The sequence below is a fragment of the Niveispirillum irakense DSM 11586 genome, assembly GCF_000429645.1.
GTDB classification, from domain to species: Bacteria; Pseudomonadota; Alphaproteobacteria; order Azospirillales; family Azospirillaceae; genus Niveispirillum; species Niveispirillum irakense.
The window spans coordinates 631,711-651,488 of the sequence record NZ_KE386933.1; the positions used below are offsets into that span (position 1 = coordinate 631,711).

The following is a 19,778-nucleotide window of genomic DNA, read 5'->3' on the forward strand; positions in this document are numbered from 1 at the left end:
TCGGTGTCGGTGTCGGTGTCGGTGTCGGTGTCGGTGTCGGTGTCGGTGTCGGTGTCGGTGTCGGTGTCGGTGTCGGTGTCGGTGTCGGTGTCGGTGTCCGGGGCGGCTGTGCCGATGGGGAAGGCAACGGTGTTTCCGGCAGATCGGGTGATGCGGGGGCCGTGCCGTCTGGCGGGGGCGGCGCCACGGGTGTTCCCGGTGTCGCCGGAGGAGTGGGCGCCGGCGCTGGGGGCGGTGGGGACGGGCCAACCACGATGGCCGGCACGGTTACGCCCGGCTGGATCAATGGCGGCGAGGCGGGGGCCGGTGCTGTCGGTGCCGTGGCGGGGGTGGCGGCGGGCGCCGGTGCCGGCGGCGGCGCGGGTGGCGCCAGGATCACCGCGCGGGGTGGCACGCCCTGCGCGGGCGCGGGGACTTGCAAGGTTACCGGCTTGTCGGTTGGCAACGAGGTGCTGGTTTTAACCTCGATATCACCGGCAGCGGTGCGGATGGTGGCGTTGCCATCCTTCTGCGCTACCACGGTGCCACTGACCATTACGGCCCTTGCCAGCGCGGCCAGCTTTTCCGGCATCCGGGTGATCATCACCTCTGCCAGCAGCATCAAAGGCTGCCCGCCCCCGACCGACCCGGTGGGGACGGCAGTGGCAGGGCTGGTCGATGGCGGCAGGGCCGGGGGCGCGGACATCGGGCCGCGCCGTCTTAGCCGTTGGTGAGGCGCTGGGCCAGGGCCATGATGTCATGCGCCGCGTCAGCGGTGGGGGAGCGGACCAGAAGCGGCGTCTGGGTCTTGATGCTTTCGCGCACCTTCATGTCGCGGCGGATGATGCCGGCCAGTTGCGGGCTTTTGCCCAGGAACTTGCGGCAGGCGGCCAGCAGCGTCTCGTAGGTCTTCTCCCCTTCATTCCGCGTCTGCGCCATGTTCACCACAACGCGCAGATCGGCCATGGGGTTGGCCTGATAGGACAGCTTCAGGAAGGCATAGGCGTCGGTGATGCTGGTCGGTTCGTCCGTCGTCACCACCAGGCAGATGCCGGCGGGGGCGGTGAAGGTGCGGACATTGCGGTCCACCCCGGCCCCCAGATCGATGACGATATTGTCATAGCTGCGCGCCATGTCGGTCAGGTCGTTGCGCAACTGGTTCAACCGTGCCGGCGGCAGGTTTGCCAGACTGCCCGATCCGGACCGGCCGGCGATGATATCGAACCCGCCATCGGTATAGCGCGTCGTGCTGCCGGCCAGGGTGACCACCCCGTCGATCACCTGCCCCAGATCGCGCTTGGGCATCAGGCCCAACTGGATATCGACGTTGGCCAAGCCCAGATCGCCGTCGAACAGCAGGGTCTTGCGACCCAGCTTGGTCAGCGCGTGGGTCAGCGTGATGGAGAAGAAGGTTTTGCCGACCCCCCCTTTGCCGCTGGCGACCGCCAGGATATTGCGTTGGCGCAGCGGTGTGACATTGCCCGGAACGGCCATGGCGTTAAGGTCGTTCATGCGTGGGTCCCCGTCTGTTTGGCGCGCCGTTGCTCGGCTTGCTGGTCAGGCATCATCATTCTGGCCAAAATCGTCGGTGTCAGGGCGATTAACCCATCGGCCACCTTGGTTGTCGCGCTGGCATCTGCAAAAGCCAGGCCAGCCCCATGCGCAGCCGCCAGCAGGCTGCCATAGCGGCGCGCCATGTCCAGGCGGGTCACCAGCATGCGGCGGGCGCCAATCTGGCGGAAGGCGTGCGCCATCTCCACCGCCTCCACCGCATCCAGGCCGGCGGGCATCACCAGCACCGGTTCGATGTCTGCGGCGACAATGAAATCGCGCAAATCTTTCATATCGTTCATATTATAAGGGTTGCGCCCGGCACTGTCGACCAGCACCTGCTCGCTGCCGCGCGCCACTTCCAGCGCATCGGACAAGGCGGTCGGGTCTTCCACCGTCATCAGCCGCAGCTTCAGCACACGGGTGAAAGCCTGGAGCTGTTCGATCCCCCCGGCACGAATGGTATCGGTAGAAATGACCCCGACGGGACGTTTCTGCAGGGCGCAGCGGGCGCAGAGCTTCGCGACGGTCAAGGTTTTCCCCCCACCGGGCGGGCCCACCAGCATGATGGGCCGCACGGCCCGGCCATCGGGCAGCGGCTGGAAGGTGAAAAGATGATCCAGGGCTGCCGCCAGCGCTGCGACGGGATCGCGCGCATCAATATCGGCCAGACTGTCCATCATGCGCTGGTTCAGTTCCGCCGGCACCCCATGCTGGAGCAGTGCTTCGGAGACGATATCGACAGGATCGGGCGGGGCCGGTTCACTGAAGCGCGACGGAGAGGGGGCGGCAATGGCGGGGTGTACCGCCATCATGCCCTCATCCTCCTCAATCGCCGCAGTCACGCGGACGCCGACGCCTTCTTCCTCGCGGGTGGCGACGATGATGGCATCATCGCCCAGCACCTCGCGAACAAGGCGCATTGCGTCCTGCATTGTCGGCGCGTGGAACGATTTCAGCCTCATGCTGCCTCTGCCTTTCGGGCCGCCCTGGCCACCCTTGCCGGTGCCGGGTGCGTGTCCCTTTTACCCATTATACGCGGCCCTCTCATATTTGGCCCAGAGTCTTGATCTTCGCTTTTGGATGAATCTCGTTTTGTGACATTACCACCGTCGCGGGACGGAACCGTTCGATGATCGAACGAACGAAGGGACGGATGCCGGGAGAGGTCAACAGGACCGGGGATTCCCCCTGCATGGCGAATTTCTCGAAGGTCTGCCGCACGGAAGTGATGAATTGCTGGAGATGGGATGGCGCCATGGTGAGTTGACGGTCGTCGCCATCGCCGACGATACTCTCGGCAAAGGCCTGTTCCCATTCCGGCGAAAGGGTGACAAGAGGGATATAGCCCAGGTCGTTGGTGTTGGCGTCGGAAATCTGCCGCGCCAGCCGGGCGCGCACATGTTCGGTGATCTGGGTCATGTTGCGGGTATAGGCGGTCGCCTCCGCCACCCCTTCCAGGATGGTGGGCAGATCGCGCACGGAAATCCGTTCCCCCAGCAGGTTCTGCAGCACGCGCTGCAATCCGCCAATATTGATCTGGCCCGGCACCACATCGGCCACCAGCTTCTGGTGTTCCTTGCCCATCTCGTCCAGCAGCTTCTGCGTCTCCGCATAGGAGAGCAGGTCGGCCATATTGTCCTTGATCATCTCGGTCAGGTGGGTGGTCAGCACCGTGGGTGGGTCCACCACCGTGTAGCCCTTGAACAGGGCCTCTTCCCGATAGGCCATGTCGATCCACATGGCGGGCAGGCCAAAGGTCGGCTCGGTCGTCGCCTCGCCCGGCAGGCCGATCCGGTCCCCACGCGGATCCATGCAGAGCAGCATGTTGGGGCGCACATCGCCCCGGCCCGCCTCAATCTCCTTGATCCGGATCAGATAGGTATTGGGCGGGAGCTGTAGATTATCCTGGATGCGCACCGCCGGCATGATGATGCCGATTTCCCCGGCCAACTGGCGGCGTAGACCTTTGATCTGGTCGGTCAGCCGGTGCCCGGCCTCCGAATTGATCAGCGACAGCAGGCCATAGCCCAATTCCAGGCGCACCAGATCAATCGCCAGGGCAGTGGCGATGGGTTCGTCTGCTACCGGCGGCGGCGCGGTGGCGGCGGCCTGGGCCTCCTGCTTGGCTTCCAGCGCCTCCTTCATCAGGCGGGACCGGGGCAGGAAATAGGCGGCCGCCGCCAACCCGATGGCCAGCAGCCCGAAGGAGATTTTCGGCATGCCGGGCAGCAGGCCCACGGCCATCACCACCGCCGCCGTCAGGCCCAGTGCTGTGGGATAGAAGGTGAGCTGCCCGATCACCGCCTTGTCGGTGGAGCCGGTGGAACCCGACTTGGACACCATCAGACCGGCGGCCAGCGACACCAGCAGGGCCGGGATCTGCGATACAAGACCATCGCCCACCGTCAGCAGCGTATAGGTCTGCCCGGCTTCGACGAAGGTCATTTCCTTCTGGCCGATACCGATGATCATGCCGACGATAATGTTGACGAAGGTGATGACAAGGCCGGCCACGGCATCGCCGCGCACAAATTTCGACGCACCATCCATGGAGCCGAAGAACTGGCTTTCATCTTCCAGTTCCTTGCGGCGTGCCCGGGCTGTTGCCTCATCAATCAGGCCGGAGGACAGGTCGGCGTCAATCGCCATCTGCTTGCCGGGCATAGCGTCCAGGGTGAAGCGGGCTGCCACTTCCGCGATACGGCCCGAACCCTTGGTGATGACGGAGAAATTCACCAGCATCAGGATGCCGAACACCGTGACGCCGATGATGAAATTGCCCCCCATGATGAAATTGCCGAATGTCTCGATGACGTGGCCGGCAGCACTGGCGCCATTATGGCCTTCCCCCAGGATCAGGCGGGTGGAAGCCAGGTTGAGCGACAGGCGCAACATGGTGGAGACAAGCAGGATGGTGGGGAAGCTGCTGAATTCCAGAGGCTTCTGGATCGACAGAACCACCATCAGGATCAGGATGGAAAAAGCGAAGGAGATGGTCAGGCCGATATCCAGCAGGAATGTGGGCAGCGGAATGATCAGCACGACGACGATGGTCAGGATCGCCAGCGCAAATCCCACCTCCCCGCGCTTGACCGCTTCTACGGTCAGGCGCAGCGCGTCTTTGCCCGATGCAAGGTTGGACTGGGGGTCCTTCTGGTCGGTCATGCCGATCGTGCCTGTACTTTCAAATCCACTAAGCCAGCCTTGCCGGGGGCGGTATGGCCGTCAAAACATCGCCAGGGTTTTCGCGGAGAAGCCTCCCCGCTTCAGCCCATCGCCTCTGCATCCACGCCACTGGCTGGCGGCGGTACGGCAACGCCGCCCTCGCTATATTCCTTCAGCTTGTTGCGCAGGGTGCGGATGGAGATGCCCAGGATATTGGCGGCATGCGTCCGGTTGCCCAGCGTATGTTTCAGCGTATCGATGATCAGGTCGCGTTCCACATCCGCCACGGTGCGACCGACCAGCCCGCGTGTGCCGCCATCCGCACCGCCCATGCCGGGCATGGTTGGGATAACAGGGGCCGGCTGGGTTGGCGGCGGCTGATAGGCGGGCGGTGGGGCATAGCCCCCCGCATTGCCGTAGCTGGCGGCAGCGCGCGCGGCGGCAGGGGCCACGGCGGGGGCGGCTGGCGGTGCGGTATAGCTCGGCTCTGCCCCGGTCAGCAGGATGGCTTCCGGACCGATCTCCGTTCCGCGCGACAGAAGCACGGCGCGGTGCATGGTGTTTTCCAGCTCGCGCACATTGCCGCGCCAGTAATGGGCCTGCAGCATCGTCATGGCATCCGGCCCCACAGTACGGGGCGGCAGGCCATTGGCTTCGGAATATTTGGTGGCGAAATGGCGGCACAGCAGGGCGATGTCCGCAGGCCGTTCGCGCAACGGCGGCAGGTTCAGGCTGACCACGTTCAGTCGGAAATACAAATCCTCACGGAACCGGCCGGCCTTGGCTTCCGACAGCATGTCGCGGTTGGAGGTGGCCAGGATGCGGATATCTACCTTTACCGGCTGGCTGCCGCCCACCCGGTCGATCACCCGTTCCTGAATGGCCCGCAGCAGCTTGGCCTGCAGGCGCAGGTCCATTTCCGAGATTTCGTCCAGCAGCAGGGTGCCGCCATTGGCCTCCTCGAACTTGCCGATGCGCCGGGCGACGGCGCCGGTGAAGGCGCCCTTCTCATGGCCGAACAGCTCTGATTCCAGCAGGTTTTCCGGGATGGCCGCGCAATTGACCGACACGAAGGGCGCATTGGCCCGCCGGCTTTTGCGGTGCAGATAGCGGGCCATCAGCTCCTTACCCGTGCCGCTTTCACCCGTGATCAGGACGGAAGCGTCGGAGGGGGCGATCTGGTCGGCCATGGCCAGCGTTGCGGCCATGGCGGGGTCGCGGCTGACGATGGCGTGGCTTTCCTCCGCCACCGCTTCCAGCACGGCGGCGATCAGGTTCGCATCCGGGGGCAGGGGGATATATTCCTTCGCCCCGGCGCGGATGGCGCGGACGGCAGCCTGGGCGTCGGTGCCCACGCCACAGGCCACCACGGGCACGGCGAACCTTTCATTCTTCAGATGATCGACCAGCATGCCGACATCCAGCTTGACGTCGATCATCACCAGATCGGCGCCCTGGCCGGTGCGCAGCGCGTTCATCGCCCCGTCAATACTGTCGGTATGGGCGACCTTGGCACCCTTCTGCAGCGCGATCTTGCCAGCGGCGCTGATATAGCCCTCCAGCGTTCCCACGATCAAAAGACGCATCGCCCTTACCCTCTCGCCTTGGCCGGCCGCCGCTGGCGGCCCACCCCATGAATAACCATTCCCAGAAACTCAGTCATAATTGCTGATCCGCAGATCGGGCGGCAGCACCGTGTTGATCAGCATTTCCAGACGCCGGGGATTTTCCTGCCGCGCCACCGACCCGGCGGCCAGCAGGAACAACCCATCGATCAAGGCGTCCCGGTCGGCATTGCGGTCAATCTTGGCGGCCAGCGGTGCCAGCACCATCGACCCCAGGATTGCCCCGTAAAAAGTGGTGATCAGCGCCACCGCCATGGCGGGGCCGATGGCCGACGGGTTGGACAGGCTGCCCAGCATCTGCACCAGTCCGACCAGCGTGCCGATCAGGCCCATGGCTGGCGCCACCTCCGCCGCGCGGCGGAGCACGGCGGAGGCCATGCGGGCGCGCGCCATGTTGCTGTCAATCTCTGTCCGCAGGATGCGCTCGGCATCGTCGGCCGGCAAGCCATCGACAATCAGTTCCACCGCCCGGTGCATCACCGGCCAGCCGCGCGTGGTGCGCAGCAGCGGCTGCAAGGACAGGGCGCCGTGCCGGCGGGCATGTTCAGCCAGCGACAGCGCGGCATTGGCCGCCGACCGCACATCCAGCGCATTGGCCACCATTGTCCGGCCAATGGCGCCCAACGCCGCCCGCAGATCGGGGGGCGAGAAGGAAATGGCGGTAATGGCGACCGTGCCGCCCAGCACGATCAGGGTGGATGGCAGATCGAAAAAGGCACCGACCGACCCGCCCAGCGCCAGGGCGCCGACCACCAGCGTCAGCCCCACGCCCAGGCCCAGCACCGTCGCCAGATCCAGCCGCCGGTAGAAGCGCGGCATGGTCGGATTGCGCACGCCGCCACCGGCGGTGGCCGGGGCCGCTGTTTCGGCCTCGCCTCGGCCGGCAGGTTGGTTGGCGCTTCGGTCGCTCACGGCTGCCCCTTCACGACCGGTCGGTCTTGATGATTTCGGTCATGGTGACGCCCAGCCGGTCCTCCACCACCACCACCTCGCCACGCGCGACCAGGCGGTTATTGACATAGATGTCGATGGCCTCGCCCACCTTGCGGTCCAGTTCCACCACGGCGCCCTTGTTCAGCCGCATCAGGGTGCTGACCTGCATGTTGGTCTTGCCCAGAACGGCGGAAATCTGCACCGGGATGTCATAGACCGATTCCAGATCCTTCACGACGGGCAGCGTTTCCAGCTCACCGCCATTGCGGCCATTGCCGTCAAAATCGCTCAAGCCCATCTCATCCTTGCCGCTCATACCGGGTCTGGTCCTTCCTCGTTCAGTGCCGTGTCATCATTATCGGGCATCCGCCGGCCCGCCGGGAAAACCTGCCAGCACATTACCGGCGATCCGCTCAATATCGCTCCACAAGGCAGTGGTATCACGCTCTGCCCCGCCGGCAGCCCAGGCCGCCCGCACATCCATTTCCCCCAGTTTGGGATCGGCGATCACCGATACTTGACCGGCAAAGCCGTGATGGGTCGCCATGTCTGCGATACGGTCACGCAGATCGGCAAACCAGCGCTCATGCACCCGGAAGACCAGTTGCGGTTCCTCCGCCAGTTCTTCCAGGAAGGTGGTGATCACCTCCTCGACCTCCGCCTGCCCATGCCGGGCGACGAAAGCGGGCCATAATTTGCGCATGATGGCCAGGACCAGACGGTTGGTGTTTTCCCGCCGCAATGCAGTTTCCCGGTTCTGCGTCGTCACCAGCCCGCCCAGGGCACCTTCCACGGCGCGGAATGCCTGGGTGAGTGCCTGTTGCGCCTCGGTTTCCGCCTGCTGACGGCCCTGGGCGCGGCCTTCTTCCAAGGCGCTGGCCCGTGCTTCGTCCCGCGCCTTTTGCACCTGCTGCTGCAACTGCTCCACCGAGAAGGTGGGCGGCGGCGGCGGGGGAGGCGGCGGTGGCGGCTCCGGGGGGAGTTCCGGTTCCTGGGGGGCGATGGTGGGCGTGGCGCCCCCGTCGAAATCCTCCTCGAACAGGAATTTTTGAATGGTGGCCATGGGTCAGGCGCTCAGCTTTCCTGATAGAGCCAGTTGCGGATGATGGACACGGCTTCTTCCGGATGCTTTTCCACGATCTCGCCCACCTTGCGCAGGGAGGAGGCGCGGACACGGCCATCGACACGGTTGATGTCGATCATCTGCTCCAGCTCTTCATTCGCCTGCGCGGCTTCCATCGCCAGTTCGCGCGCCAGGGCGCCATCGCCGGGGCCGGCAAGCTGCGGCACGCCCGAACCGTCGGACAGAAGATCGGGCTCCTCATCCAGGTGCGGCGTCCGGTCCAGCATGCGGGTGACCATCGGCTTGATCACCAGCAGGATCGCCAGGATGGCGACAATGGCCAGGATCAGCGTTTCCGCGATGCGGACCACATCCTCGCGCGGCATGCCGAAGATGGTGTTATCGGCACCGGCCAGATCATCATCCGGCCGCGCGAACTGCATATTCACCACCTCCACCACATCGCCGCGCGACGGATCGCTGCCGATGGCGGAAGAGACCAGCCGCTGAAGCTGGGCCAGCTCCGCCTCGCTGCGGGGCTGATAGGTGCGGGTGCCATCTTCGGCGGTGGTGTAATTGCCATCCACCAGCACGGCCACCGACAGGCGGCGGATCTGGCCGCTTTCGCGCTCATGCGTCTTGACGGTCTTGGAGATGGCGAAATTGGTTGTTTCCTCCGACCGGCTGCGCTTCTCGGAGGAGCCGCCGGCGGCGTTGGCGCCATCGGCATTGGGCAGGTTGGCGGCCACGGTGACCGGGTCCACCCCGTCGCGGTTCTGCGACTCTGACGTTTCGCTGACCGATTGGGTGCCCAGCGCCACCTGGCTGTCGGGATCGTAGATTTCGCTGTTGGTGGTGATGCGGTCGAAATCCATTTCCACCGACACACGGGCCTGGACATGGCCATGGCCAACGGAACGGCCGATCAGTTCTTCCACCGTGTTGGTCAGTTCCACTTCCCGCGCCAGACGCCGTTCCTCTGCCGAGGCGGCCAGCCCTTCCGGCGTGTTGGCGCCCATCCCGCGGGACAGCAGCGCGCCCTTGTCGTCGATGATGGAAACATTGCCCGCTTCCATCTGCGGCACGGCGGCGGCAACCAGGGTCTGGATCGCCAGCACCTGTTCACGGGATAATTGGGTGCCAGGACGCAGCTTCAACAGCACACTGGCGGTCGGGGTCTGGGCCTGACGGCTGAACAGTTCACGCTTGGCCAGCACCAGATGCACGCGCGCGGTCATCACCGGCTGCAGGGTCTGGATGGAGCGCACCAGCTCCCCCTCCTTGGCGCGGAGCTGCTGCACATTCTGCATGAAGGCGGTGGTGCCCAGCCCTTCCGGCTGGTTGAAAATCTCGTTGCCGACATTGCCCCCGGTGGGGATGCCCTGCTGGGCGAGCGTCATGCGCAGGCGGCCCACCTGATCGGCCGGCACTTCAATCCGGGTGCCGTCGGGGCTGGCCTTATAGGGGATCTGCTGCTGTTCCAATTGCTGGATGATGGCGCCGCCATCGGATGGCGACAGGTCGCTGTAAAGCAGCGACATGGTCGGCGACGACCATTGCCCGGCGAAGAAGATGATGGCGCCAATGGTGACCAGCACGGCCACCCCGATCCCGGCCAGCCGGGCGGTGCCGAGGCCACGCAAGGTTTGCAGAAACGACTCCACGGGAACAGCGCTCCTGTCAGGCAAGGCCGGTCACTAAGATTCTACAAGGGATTAGGCCGGAATTCGAGGAAGATTGCCGCACAGACATGAAGTTGTGGTTAATCAAGTGGGCAAATTTTGCCTGATTTTGTGCAACTGTGGCATTTCTGGAACGCGAAAGGGCAAAAAGGGCGGTTTCTGCAAACGGCTTTGCATTTCGCCAGATCAGGTCAGCGCGATCACGGACAGGAAGCGACCGTAATCAGGCTCCCCGCGCAAGGTGGCGCGGCGATAGCTGAAGAATTCACTCTCCCGCGTCACCGTATCCAGTCCGGCATGGCTGATCTGCCCGATGCCGGCGGCGCGCAGCCGGTTGGTCACATAGCGGCCCAGATCGAACATCCAGTGCTTTTCGCGCGCTGACGGCTTGAACAGTGCCGCATGGGCTGAGTCGCGATCCAGGAACAGGGCGCGGAATTCCGGCCCGACCTCGTAGCTGTCCCAGGCGATATGCGGGCCGACACCGGCGCGGATGCGGGCAGGATCGGCGCCCAGATCGACCATGGCGGCGATGGTGGCATCCAGCACGCCGCCCACCGCACCCTTCCACCCGGCATGGGCGGCGCCGATGATCCGCGCATCGGGATCGCAGAACAGCACCGGCACACAGTCAGCCGTCAGGATACCCAGCGTGATGCCCGGCCGGTCGGTGACCATGGCATCGGCGCGCGGTGCGTCTGCCGGGGTCCAGCTTTCCCTTACCGTTACCACATCGGGGCTATGGACCTGGTGCACGGTGATCAGGCTTTCCGGCGTCTGGCCGATGGCCTGTGCGGCGCGGGCACGATTTTCCCGCACGGCAGCGGGATCATCCTTGGAGCCATAGCCGCAATTAAGCCCGGCATAGAGCCCGGTGGAAACCCCGCCGTCCCGGGTCAGGAAGGCGTGGCGGATGCCGGGAAGCCCGGCAAGGGTGGGCAGGGTGATCATGGCGTCTCTCGCGGGGCGAACCCTGCCGGTGCATCCAGGCCGGGGCTGGTCAGGGCGATGGCTTTGAACAGGGTGCCCATCTGGTCCGGGGCGGTCAGCCGGGCCAGGGCAGTCTCAATATCGGCGGCCTGTTTCGGCGTCGCGCGGGCTTTCAGTGCTGTGGCGCGGGCGGCGATGCCCAGGGCCGTCAGCAGGTCACCCTGGTTGACGGCCCCACCCGCCGCCGGGTGGCAGCGGCCCCCCGCTTCCGTCGCCGCCCGGCCCAGGGCAGTGAAATCGACATGGGCGGTCAGGTCGGCGGTGCCAGGGCCATCCAGCACCGGCACTGGCTTGTGTGCCCGCAGGGCCTGCAGCGTGTCGCCGATGGCCGGGCCGCAATAGCCGTAATCAATGATAAGGGCTGCGCCTGGATGGGCTGCCAGCCGCGCGCCGATTTCACCCGCAATGCCGATCCCCACGGGACAGAGTTCCGCCACGGCCCCCGGCGCGATACGTGGATCATAAAGGCTGGGGTCCAGCAGGCCGACACCGCCCGGCGCCACGGTGAAGGTGAGTTTGCCGCTATCGTCCAGACCCACCATCCGTTCCCCCCAGCCGCGCGGCAGGCGGATAAACTGGCGGATGGGCAGGGCATCAAAAAACTCGTTGGCGACCAGCAGCATCGGCCCGTCCGGCACATCCCCCAGCCGGTCGTACCAGTTAGGGGAAAAGCCATGCAGGGCCGCGGCCTGCCGCTGGCGCAGGGCAGGACTGGTTTCCACCAGCGCCAGCCGTAATGCCGCATGGAAGCCCGGCACGCGGGCCGTGGCGCGCAGGGCGTCGGCCATTAATGTGCCGCGTCCCGGCCCTAGCTCCACCAGGGTGAAGGGGCTGGGGGCGCCCAGACGCAGCCAGCAATCGGCCAGCCAGATGCCCACCATTTCCCCGAACATCTGGCTGATTTCCGGCGCGGTGGTGAAGTCCCCGGTCCGGCCGAGCGGGTCGCGGGTAATATAATAGCCATGGTCCGGATGGCCCAAAGCATCAGCCATGAAGGTGGCGACACTGATCGGGCCGCCCAAGGCGATACGGCGGACCAGCAGCGATTCCAGCGCGCCCGTCATGCCTTCTTGCCGTCGGCACCTTCAACCGGGGCCGCCACGGGTGTGCCGAAGGGGGCGCGCCACACCATCCACAGGCCCGCGGCCAGCATCGGCAGGGACAGAAGCTGGCCCATCGTGGTGCCGAACATCAGGAAGCCCAGTTGCGCGTCGGGCTGGCGGAACAGTTCTCCGATGATGCGGGCGATGGCATAGCCGATCAGGAAACAACCCGACAGGGTGCCGGTACGGGCGCGGACCGTCGGGCTGCGCGCCAGGAAGAACAGGATGGCAAACAGGATCAGCCCTTCCATCCCTGCCTGATAAAGCTGGCTGGGATGGCGCGGAATATCGCCGCCGGTGGGGAAGATCATGGCCCAGGGCACATCGGTGGGCCGGCCCCACAATTCCCCGTTCACGAAATTGGCCAGCCGCCCCAGCAGCAGCCCGACCGGGGCGGCACAGGCCACCAGATCGCCCAGCGCAAAGGGGGAGAAACCCCGCCGCAAGGAGAAGGCGATGATGGCGACGATCACGCCCGTCAGCCCGCCATGGAAGGACATGCCGCCATGCCAGACACGGAAAATTTCCAGCGGATCGGCCAGATAGGCATCCAGATTATAGAAGAGCACGCTGCCCAGCCGTCCGCCGACCAGGATGCCGGCCGCCGCCCAGATCAGGAAGTCGGACAGATCGTCCGGAGTCGGGCGCGTGCCGGTATTGCGGGCCAGCCGCATCGTGTACCAGAGCGCAAAACCGATGCCGACTGCATAGGCCAGCCCGTACCATTTTATCGATATCGGCCCCAGCGACAGCGCCACGGGGTCGAAGGCGGGAAAGGGAATGGCCAGCAGCATCGGGTCTGTCTTCGCTTACATACAAGGGTGCGGGCGGCAAACAGCCCACCCGCCTTATAGGCCCCTGGAACCGGTGCGGCAAGCCACCGGCCCAACCCTGACCTACCCGCCAACGCAATGGACAGGCCCCATGCCCATCCCCATAATGCCGGCCACTTTAATCCAGGGATATCGACCCATGCAGATCGAGAACAAGCTGTTGGACGACCTGGCCCGGATCGCCAGCGGCGCCGCCGGCGCGCTGTCGGGCATCCGTGGCGAGGTGGAGGCGCAGTTCCGCCAGCAGTTCGAGCGCATCCTGTCGCAGATGGATGTCGTCTCCCGCGAGGAGTTCGAGGCCGTCAAGGCGTCCGCCGCCGAAGCGCGCGCGCGCCAGGAAGTGCTGGAGGAAAAGCTGGCAGCATCCTCCCCGCTGGAGGAACGGGTGGCCAAGCTGGAAGCGCTGGTCGCCGAATTGACGGCGGGTCAGGCCAAGACCTGACCGCCTGTTCAGAACGCCTTGAAGGCGGCCTTGATATTTTCCTGTGGCCGTAAGCCGTCAGTGAAAGTTGTTTTGATCGGGTCGGGCATCCGCCGGAAGGCCGGCTTGCCAGTTCCATATGGTACTGGCACCGTATTTCTGGGGGTTCGCCCACCAAATGCCACAACATCTGGATTAAAATCCGGGGGGTGGTTGACCGGCAGTCTTTGGGGAACCAGGGCGCCGGTTGGGGACGAGGAGAGTTGAGATGACGGCCGTGAGCACAGAGAATGGCGCCGCCACGCATAATCCGCTGGATATGCTGGAAGAGATTGTGGTCGCCAATGAATGGGCGTTCGACCGCGTAAGTGAAGAGGAAATGGTGGTGGAGATCGGCGGGCGCTGGTGCGCCTACCGGCTGTTCTTCATGTGGCAGGACGAGGTGAGCGCGATGCAGTTCTCCTGCCAGTTCGACATGAAGGTGCCGGGCCCGCGCCGCACCGCCGTGTCCGAACTGCTGGGAGAGATCAACCCCAAGCTCTGGCTGGGCCATTTTGATGTCTGCCTGGAGCAGGGGACGCCGATGTTCCGCCAGACCACCTTGCTGCGCGGCGCGCGTGCCGCCAGTGCGGAACAGTTGGAAGATCTGGTGGACATCGCCCTGTCAGAATGTGAGCGTTTCTATCCCGCCTTCCAGTTTGTGATCTGGGGCGGCAAAACAGCCGAGGAAGCGGTGGCAGCCGCCATCCTGGATACGGTCGGGGAGGCCTGAGGCCGCAACGGCCAGGGCCGGTTCAATCAATTTGGGAAGGGAGACGAACGTGAGCGCGACATTGCTGTTGGTCGGCTGTGGGAAGATGGGCAGTGCCATGCTGGCGGGCTGGAAACAGGCCGACCCCGCCACCCGCCTTGTCGTGGTGGAGCCGTTCGGTGCGCCCAAGGGCCTGCCGGCCGATGTGCAAGTTGTCGCCAGCGCCGATGAAATCCCCGCTGATTTCCAGCCCGATGCCATCATTCTGGCCGTTAAGCCGCAGATGATGGACGAGGCGCTGCCCGCCTATGCCCGCTTCGCCGACCGCGCGCTCTATCTCTCCATCGCCGCCGGCAAGACGCTGGCTTATTTCGAAAAGCATCTGGGCGCGTCTGCGCGGATCGTGCGGGCTATGCCCAACACGCCGGCCGCCGTTGGCCGGGGGATCAGCGCCCTGGTGGCGAATGGCCGTGTCGATCAGGCGGGCCGTACCCTGGCGCAGCAGCTTCTGTCCGCCGTGGGTGAGGTCGCCTGGGTGGAAGAGGAAGGGCTGCTGGATGCCGTGACCGCTGTGTCCGGGTCCGGCCCCGCCTATGTGTTCCTGCTGGTGGAAACGCTGGCGCGGGCGGGAGAGCAGGCGGGATTGCCGGCCGATCTCGCCATGCGTCTGGCCCGCGCCACTGTGATGGGGTCGGGTGAATTGCTGCGCCAGAGCCATGAATCGGCTGAGCAGCTTCGCCGCAATGTCACCAGCCCCAAGGGCACCACACAGGCGGCCCTGGATGTGTTGATGGCGGAAGGGCCGGCTGGCATGGCCGACCTGCTGCGCCGTGCGGTGGCGGCGGGTACCAACCGCTCCCGCGAACTGGCCGGTTGACGGGGAATAGCGGGATGGCGGGTCCGCTCAGCCCCAGCGCGCAGCGTGTGCAGAACTTGCTGAACGATCTGGGGCATCCGATCCATGTGCTGGAATTCGCAGCCTCCACCCGTACCTCGGCAGAGGCTGCGGCGGCGATTGGATGCGATGTGGCACAGATCGCCAAATCCATCATGTTCCGCACCCGGGACACTGACCGGCCCGTGCTGGTTGTTGCCTCTGGCGCGGCACGGGTGAACGAGGCGTTTGTGATGCGCCATCTGGCCAATGCCCTGGCGGGGGAGCGATTGGCCAAGGCGGACGCAGATTTCGTCCGCCAGAAGACCGGCTATGTCATTGGTGGCGTCCCGCCGCTGGGCCATAATGTGCCGCCCATCGCCTTGTTCGACCGGGATCTGCTGCGCCATGCCACGGTCTGGGCGGCGGCTGGCACACCGAACACGGTCTTCCCCATCGCGCCGGATGTCCTGCGCGATCTGGTGGGTGGCGTGGTGGGGGATGTGGCCTAAGGGCCGGCCCTCATCCCCCTGTCTGCCTTTCATTCCGCCGGGATCAGGTGACGGATGGGCATTGGCCGGGCGCGCTCCTGCCTGGTCCGGTCGATCACCTGTGCCAGCCTTTCCGCCGCCCGGCGCATTTTCTCCGGGGTGAAGGCGGCATAGCCCAGCACCAGGGCGCCCGGATCGTTGGGGGCGGCCGGTATCTGCCGATAATCGGCCAGTGACGGGGCAACCAGCCGGGCGGTGCGCGCCTGTGCTGACAAGGTTCTGTCACTGAAGCCCAGGTCCGGCGCCAGCCGCGCCGTCAGATGCAGCCCGGCGGGGGCGGCCTCCACCGCAAGCGCGCCCGACCATAGCCGGTCGGCGGCGAACAGAAGCGCCTGCTGCCGCTCGGCATACAGCACCCGCGTCCGCCGGAGATGGGAAGCATAGTGCCCTTCGACCAGCAAATCATGGATTGCCATCTGTTCCGGCAGGGGGACGGACATACCCAGCCGGTCCCGTAAGGCACGGGCGGTATCCACCAGCGCCGCTGGCAGGACGAGCCAGGACAGCCGGATGGCGGGGACCAGCACCTGATCCAGCCCGCCCAGATGCAGCACCCGCCCGCTTTCATCCAGCGCCTGCAGGGCGGGCAGTGGCCGACCGGTATAGCGGCAGCCGCCGTCACGGTCATCTTCCAGCAGCCAGCCGCCGCTGCGCCGTGCCCAGGCCAGCAACGCCATGCGCCGGCGCAGCGGCATGCAGCCCCCCAGCGGGAATTGCCAGGACGGGCTGACCACGGCCAGCCGCGCTTCCGGGGCCAGCCGTTGGCCCCGTTCCGGGTCCAACCCCTCCTCATCCACAGAAATGGAGGTGACAGGGCCGGGATGGCGGGCCAGGATGGCAGCGCGCAGGGGACAGCCCGGCTCTTCCAGCCATACGCCATCGCCCGGCACCAGCAGCAGGGCGGTTGCCAGTTCCAGCGCACTGCGCCGGTCGGGCAGAATCAGGATCTGCTCGGCATCGCATCCGATGCCCCGGCTGGTCTGCATATGGGCGGCCAGGGCGCGGCGCAATGGCAGCCAGCCGCCTTGTGTGTCATGCCCCAGCAGCAATCCGCCAGCATCACGCCAGCGCTTGGCGAGCAGCCGTCGCCAGGTTTCGATGTCGAACTGGTCGTAGGCAGGGATGCAGGGCTGAAAGGGGAGCAGATCGGCCGCCGCGGCTGGCACCGCCGACGGGCGGGGGCGTGTTGCCGGTTGCGGTTGTGCCAGCCGTACGGCTGGGGCCATCGCATCATCGGGCAGGGTGCGGCACACATAGGTGCCAGAGCCGATGCGGGCTTCCAGATAGCCTTCCGCGATCAGCCGGTCGATGGCGGCCACCACCGTGTTGCGGGAAATGCCCAGATCGGTCGCCATGGTACGGGTGGAGGGCAGACGCTCGGCCGCACGGATGGCGCCATTGATGATTGCCTCGCGCAGCCGGTCGAACAGGCGCTGCTGCAGCGGCACGCCATCATCGGCGTCGAAGAGGGAGAGCAGGGGCCCTTGTGACAGTTTCATGTGGCCTCGCTTTGTCTGCCCGCCCAGGATGGCGGGGGCCCCGTTGGCGGGGAGCGGGCGGGTGCCGGCGGATAGCGGTTCTGTTAGGGAAAACCGTTACCCGCCGGACCGACCGGGAGGCGGCCGGGTGACACCGGGATGCCGCCTCACCACCGCCGGCGACGGGGCGATGCCGGCGGTAGTCGGTCAGAAGCAGGGAAGGATCAGTTGACGATCTGGCCCGCTGCATCAATCTTCAGGGTCTTCAGACGGATGCCGTCGGCGGACTTCAGTTCCACCTCGTAACCGCCATCGACAGTGCGGATGTCACCGACGCGGCCCTGGCGGACCTTGTTTTCGGTGAGGAAGTTGCGGGCGATCTCGCGCACTTCCTTCTTGGTCACCGGCGTGGCGCTGGCGGCAGCCTGGGTCTGGGCGACCTGGGCATTTTCCGCGGCCTGAACCGTGGCAACGCCGAAGGTGGCGACAAGGGCGATGGCGATCAGGGTGCGCATTGGTGTTTTCCTCATGTTCTTTTACCTGGGTCCAGCCGATCGGTTCCGGCTGGTGACAGGGCTATGAGAACACGGGCCTTTTTCCGTACCATGTCCAAGAGGGTGTGCTTGTGAAACACTCTGTTTCCACCCCCGCCGAGGTTTACATTGTGGTAACAAGATCGGCGTCGGCACCACGCCACGGACAGCGATAGAATTACCGTCATGACCGATACCAGCACCCATCTCCTCGTCGTTGATGACGACCGTGAAATCCGCGATCTGTTGACGCGCTACCTCACCCGCCATGGCTACCGTGTGACGGCGGCCAAGGATGGGGTTGAGATGCGTCGCTATCTGGCGGATCGCAATATTGACCTGATCGTGCTGGACCTGATGATGCCGGGGGAGGATGGGCTTTCGCTCTGCCGTGCCGTCCGCGCCGAGGCCGGCCCGCCTGTGGTCATGCTCTCTGCCATGGGGGAGGATGCGGACCGTATCCTGGGGCTGGAGATCGGGGCCGATGATTATCTGCCCAAGCCCTTCAACCCGCGTGAACTGGTGGCCCGCATCAAGGCCGTGCTGCGCCGGGCCCAGACGCAGAACAGCGGACCGGCAACGGCCAGCGGCGCCATCCATTTCGCGGGCTTCATGCTGGACCAGGCGCAACGCCGGTTGAGCGATGCGAATGGCGAGGAAGTGACGCTGACCGCCGGGGAATATGAATTGCTGGTGGCGCTGGCGACGCGGCCGCGCCGCGTGCTGTCCCGCGATGATCTGCTGGAAATCACGCGTGGCCGCTCCGCCGGTCCGTTCGACCGCTCCATCGATGTGCAGATCAGCCGTCTGCGCCGGAAGATCGAAACCGATCCCGCCGATCCCACCATCATCAAGACCGTCCGTTCCGGCGGCTATATCTTCTCGCCCGAGGTGCAATCATCATGAAGGCCCTCACCGACCGCATGTCCTATTCCATCTTCGCGGTGCTGGTCGGTGGTATCCTGCTGTCCCAGGCCATCGCGCTGGGTCTTTACCGCTCTGACCGGGCGGAGGCGGTGGCCGATGCGGAGGGCGGGCAGTTGGCGAACTGTCTGGACGGTTTCGCCACCGCCATCGAGGAACAGCCGACGGATGTGCGTCTGGCGGTGCTGCGCTCCCTGAAGGAGCGGGAACTGACCGTGCGGACCAGCGCCGGCCACAATGTCATGCTGGATGTGTACGAGCAGGCGCCCAAGGTGGAAGGCAAGCCGGAAATGTCGCCGGCCGTTTCCATCCCGCCTTTCGGCATGCCCGTGCCGCCGCCGCCGGCCCCGTCGGTCATTGAAGTGTCGCGCCAGTTGAAGGACGGCACCTGGATGAAATTCCATGCGCCGGTAACCCCCACCGACGCGCTGCGGGAACCGGGCTTCATCGCGTCGTTGGCCGGCAGTGCCGCCGTGGCGATTTTACTATCAGCCTGGGTCCTGGGCTTCACCACCAGGCCGCTGCGCCGCTTTGCCGCCGCCGCCAACCGGCTGGGCGTGGATATGAACGCGCCCTCCCTGGAAGAGGCCGGCCCGCGTGAGGTTCGGCTGGCCGCCGCTGCCTTCAACAAGATGCAGCGCCGCCTGCGGGCCTTTGTGGAGGACCGCACCCGCATGCTGGCGGCCGTCAGTCACGATCTGCGTACGCCGCTGACCCGCCTGCGTTTGCGCGCCGAATTCATCGATGATGATGCCGTGCGCGAGAAGATGCTGGATGATCTGGAGGAGATGCAGGCGATGATCGGCTCCACCCTGGCCTTTGCCCGTGACGAGGCGGCGAAGGAGACGATGGAGCGCCTGGAACTGAACGCCATGCTGGACCGGCTGGGAGAGGATATGCGCGAGGCCGGCAACCCGGTCACCGTCACGCCCGCACCGTTCGCCGTGCCCATCATGGGGCGCCGCATGGGCCTGCGCCGCGCCATCGGCAACCTGATGGAAAATGCCGTCAAATATGGCCGCAGTGCGGAGGTGGCGCTGGCCATCACGGGTGAGAATGTCACCATCACCATCGACGATCGCGGTCCCGGCATCCCGGAAACGGAATTCGACAATGTATTCCGCCCCTTCTTCCGCCTGGAAGGGTCGCGCTCCCGCGATACCGGCGGCACTGGCCTGGGCCTGTCCGTCGCCAATGACGTGATCCGCGCCCATGGTGGGGAGATCGGGTTACAGAACCGGCCGGAAGGCGGCTTGCGGGTGACGGTCACCCTGCCGATGCTGGCGGAGGGGTGAAGCGGACATGGGAGTGAACCGGGC

20 protein-coding genes are annotated in these 19,778 nt (G+C 65.6%); 7 read left to right on the forward strand and 13 right to left on the reverse strand.

What is annotated here, in order from left to right; genetic code table 11:
• Window positions 1-713: hypothetical protein (locus tag G473_RS31230; RefSeq protein WP_210163342.1), on the forward strand; the 713-nt coding region annotated here is incomplete at its 5' end.
• Here G473_RS31230 and G473_RS0116985 read toward each other — a convergent pair.
• From G473_RS0116985 to lgt, 11 genes are all read right to left on the reverse strand, one after another.
• A complete protein-coding gene (locus G473_RS0116985; protein WP_029014094.1) occupies window positions 700-1,491 on the reverse strand; it encodes a MinD/ParA family protein in 792 nt (263 codons plus the stop codon). The two genes, G473_RS31230 and G473_RS0116985, sit on opposite strands and share 14 nt — an antisense overlap.
• Window positions 1,488-2,495, reverse strand: a complete 1,008-nt coding sequence (locus tag G473_RS0116990; RefSeq protein ID WP_029014095.1) for a flagellar biosynthesis protein FlhF — start codon at window positions 2,493-2,495, stop codon at window positions 1,488-1,490. Before G473_RS0116990 ends, G473_RS0116985 begins: the two co-directional genes overlap by 4 nt.
• 82 nt (window positions 2,496-2,577) lie before the next feature.
• On the reverse strand, window positions 2,578-4,698 hold the full coding sequence (flhA, locus tag G473_RS0116995; protein WP_029014096.1) for a flagellar biosynthesis protein FlhA: 2,121 nt from the start codon (window positions 4,696-4,698) through the stop codon (window positions 2,578-2,580).
• Between the two features lie 101 nt (window positions 4,699-4,799).
• Window positions 4,800-6,284, reverse strand: coding sequence for a sigma-54-dependent transcriptional regulator (locus tag G473_RS0117000; RefSeq protein ID WP_029014097.1), 1,485 nt, complete (start codon window positions 6,282-6,284; stop codon window positions 4,800-4,802).
• 69 nt (window positions 6,285-6,353) lie between these two features.
• Window positions 6,354-7,235 carry a motility protein A gene (locus tag G473_RS0117005; RefSeq protein ID WP_245580086.1) on the reverse strand — a complete coding sequence of 294 codons (882 nt, stop codon included), beginning with the start codon at window positions 7,233-7,235 and terminating at the stop codon, window positions 6,354-6,356.
• Between the two features lie 10 nt (window positions 7,236-7,245).
• The gene (gene fliN, locus G473_RS0117010) at window positions 7,246-7,572 is read right to left on the reverse strand and encodes a flagellar motor switch protein FliN (RefSeq protein ID WP_029014099.1); all 327 of its coding nucleotides are present in this window, start codon (window positions 7,570-7,572) and stop codon (window positions 7,246-7,248) included.
• A gap of 39 nt (window positions 7,573-7,611) precedes the next feature.
• On the reverse strand, window positions 7,612-8,319 hold the full coding sequence (locus G473_RS27445; RefSeq protein ID WP_035707575.1) for a FliH/SctL family protein: 708 nt from the start codon (window positions 8,317-8,319) through the stop codon (window positions 7,612-7,614).
• An 11-nt stretch (window positions 8,320-8,330) separates the two neighbouring features.
• On the reverse strand, window positions 8,331-9,983 hold the full coding sequence (gene fliF / locus G473_RS0117020; protein ID WP_029014100.1) for a flagellar basal-body MS-ring/collar protein FliF: 1,653 nt from the start codon (window positions 9,981-9,983) through the stop codon (window positions 8,331-8,333).
• 204 nt (window positions 9,984-10,187) lie between these two features.
• Complete coding sequence (gene pgeF / locus G473_RS0117025) at window positions 10,188-10,952, reverse strand: peptidoglycan editing factor PgeF (RefSeq protein ID WP_029014101.1); 765 nt, start codon at window positions 10,950-10,952, stop codon at window positions 10,188-10,190.
• Complete coding sequence (locus G473_RS0117030; protein WP_029014102.1) at window positions 10,949-12,055, reverse strand: class I SAM-dependent methyltransferase; 1,107 nt, start codon at window positions 12,053-12,055, stop codon at window positions 10,949-10,951. The genes pgeF and G473_RS0117030 overlap by 4 nt, the downstream gene beginning before the upstream one ends.
• Entirely contained in the window at window positions 12,052-12,888 is an 837-nt protein-coding gene (lgt, locus tag G473_RS0117035; protein ID WP_029014103.1) for a prolipoprotein diacylglyceryl transferase, read from the reverse strand. Before lgt ends, G473_RS0117030 begins: the two co-directional genes overlap by 4 nt.
• A 178-nt stretch (window positions 12,889-13,066) precedes the next feature.
• Between lgt and G473_RS27450 the strand changes: the two genes are divergently transcribed.
• The 4 genes from G473_RS27450 (at window position 13,067) to G473_RS0117055 (ending at window position 15,485) form a co-directional block, all read left to right on the forward strand.
• On the forward strand, window positions 13,067-13,369 hold the full coding sequence (locus G473_RS27450) for an accessory factor UbiK family protein (RefSeq protein ID WP_035707578.1): 303 nt from the start codon (window positions 13,067-13,069) through the stop codon (window positions 13,367-13,369).
• Between the two features lie 247 nt (window positions 13,370-13,616).
• Entirely contained in the window at window positions 13,617-14,120 is a 504-nt protein-coding gene (locus G473_RS0117045) for a type III secretion system chaperone family protein (RefSeq protein WP_029014104.1), read from the forward strand.
• Between the two features lie 49 nt (window positions 14,121-14,169).
• Window positions 14,170-14,976 carry a pyrroline-5-carboxylate reductase gene (gene proC, locus G473_RS0117050; RefSeq protein ID WP_029014105.1) on the forward strand — a complete coding sequence of 269 codons (807 nt, stop codon included), beginning with the start codon at window positions 14,170-14,172 and terminating at the stop codon, window positions 14,974-14,976.
• 14 nt (window positions 14,977-14,990) lie between these two features.
• Window positions 14,991-15,485 (forward strand): YbaK/EbsC family protein, encoded by a 495-nt coding sequence (locus G473_RS0117055; RefSeq protein WP_029014106.1) that lies wholly within the window; start codon window positions 14,991-14,993, stop codon window positions 15,483-15,485.
• A gap of 29 nt (window positions 15,486-15,514) precedes the next feature.
• Here the strand turns inward: G473_RS0117055 and pdxR are convergent, their stop codons facing one another.
• Both pdxR and G473_RS0117065 read right to left on the reverse strand, forming a co-directional pair.
• Window positions 15,515-17,023: a MocR-like pyridoxine biosynthesis transcription factor PdxR gene (gene pdxR / locus G473_RS27455; RefSeq protein WP_051330372.1), complete on the reverse strand. Its 1,509-nt coding sequence runs from the start codon at window positions 17,021-17,023 to the stop codon at window positions 15,515-15,517.
• Window positions 17,024-17,226: 203 nt separating this feature from the next.
• Window positions 17,227-17,517, reverse strand: a complete 291-nt coding sequence (locus G473_RS0117065) for a hypothetical protein (RefSeq protein WP_029014107.1) — start codon at window positions 17,515-17,517, stop codon at window positions 17,227-17,229.
• Between the two features lie 204 nt (window positions 17,518-17,721).
• Here G473_RS0117065 and G473_RS0117070 point away from each other — a divergent pair, with 204 nt between their 5' ends.
• Window positions 17,722-18,441: a response regulator gene (locus G473_RS0117070; RefSeq protein WP_029014108.1), complete on the forward strand. Its 720-nt coding sequence runs from the start codon at window positions 17,722-17,724 to the stop codon at window positions 18,439-18,441.
• A complete protein-coding gene (locus G473_RS29470; RefSeq protein WP_245580087.1) occupies window positions 18,438-19,754 on the forward strand; it encodes an ATP-binding protein in 1,317 nt (438 codons plus the stop codon). Before G473_RS0117070 ends, G473_RS29470 begins: the two co-directional genes overlap by 4 nt.
• The last annotated feature ends 24 nt before the right edge of the window (window positions 19,755-19,778 follow it).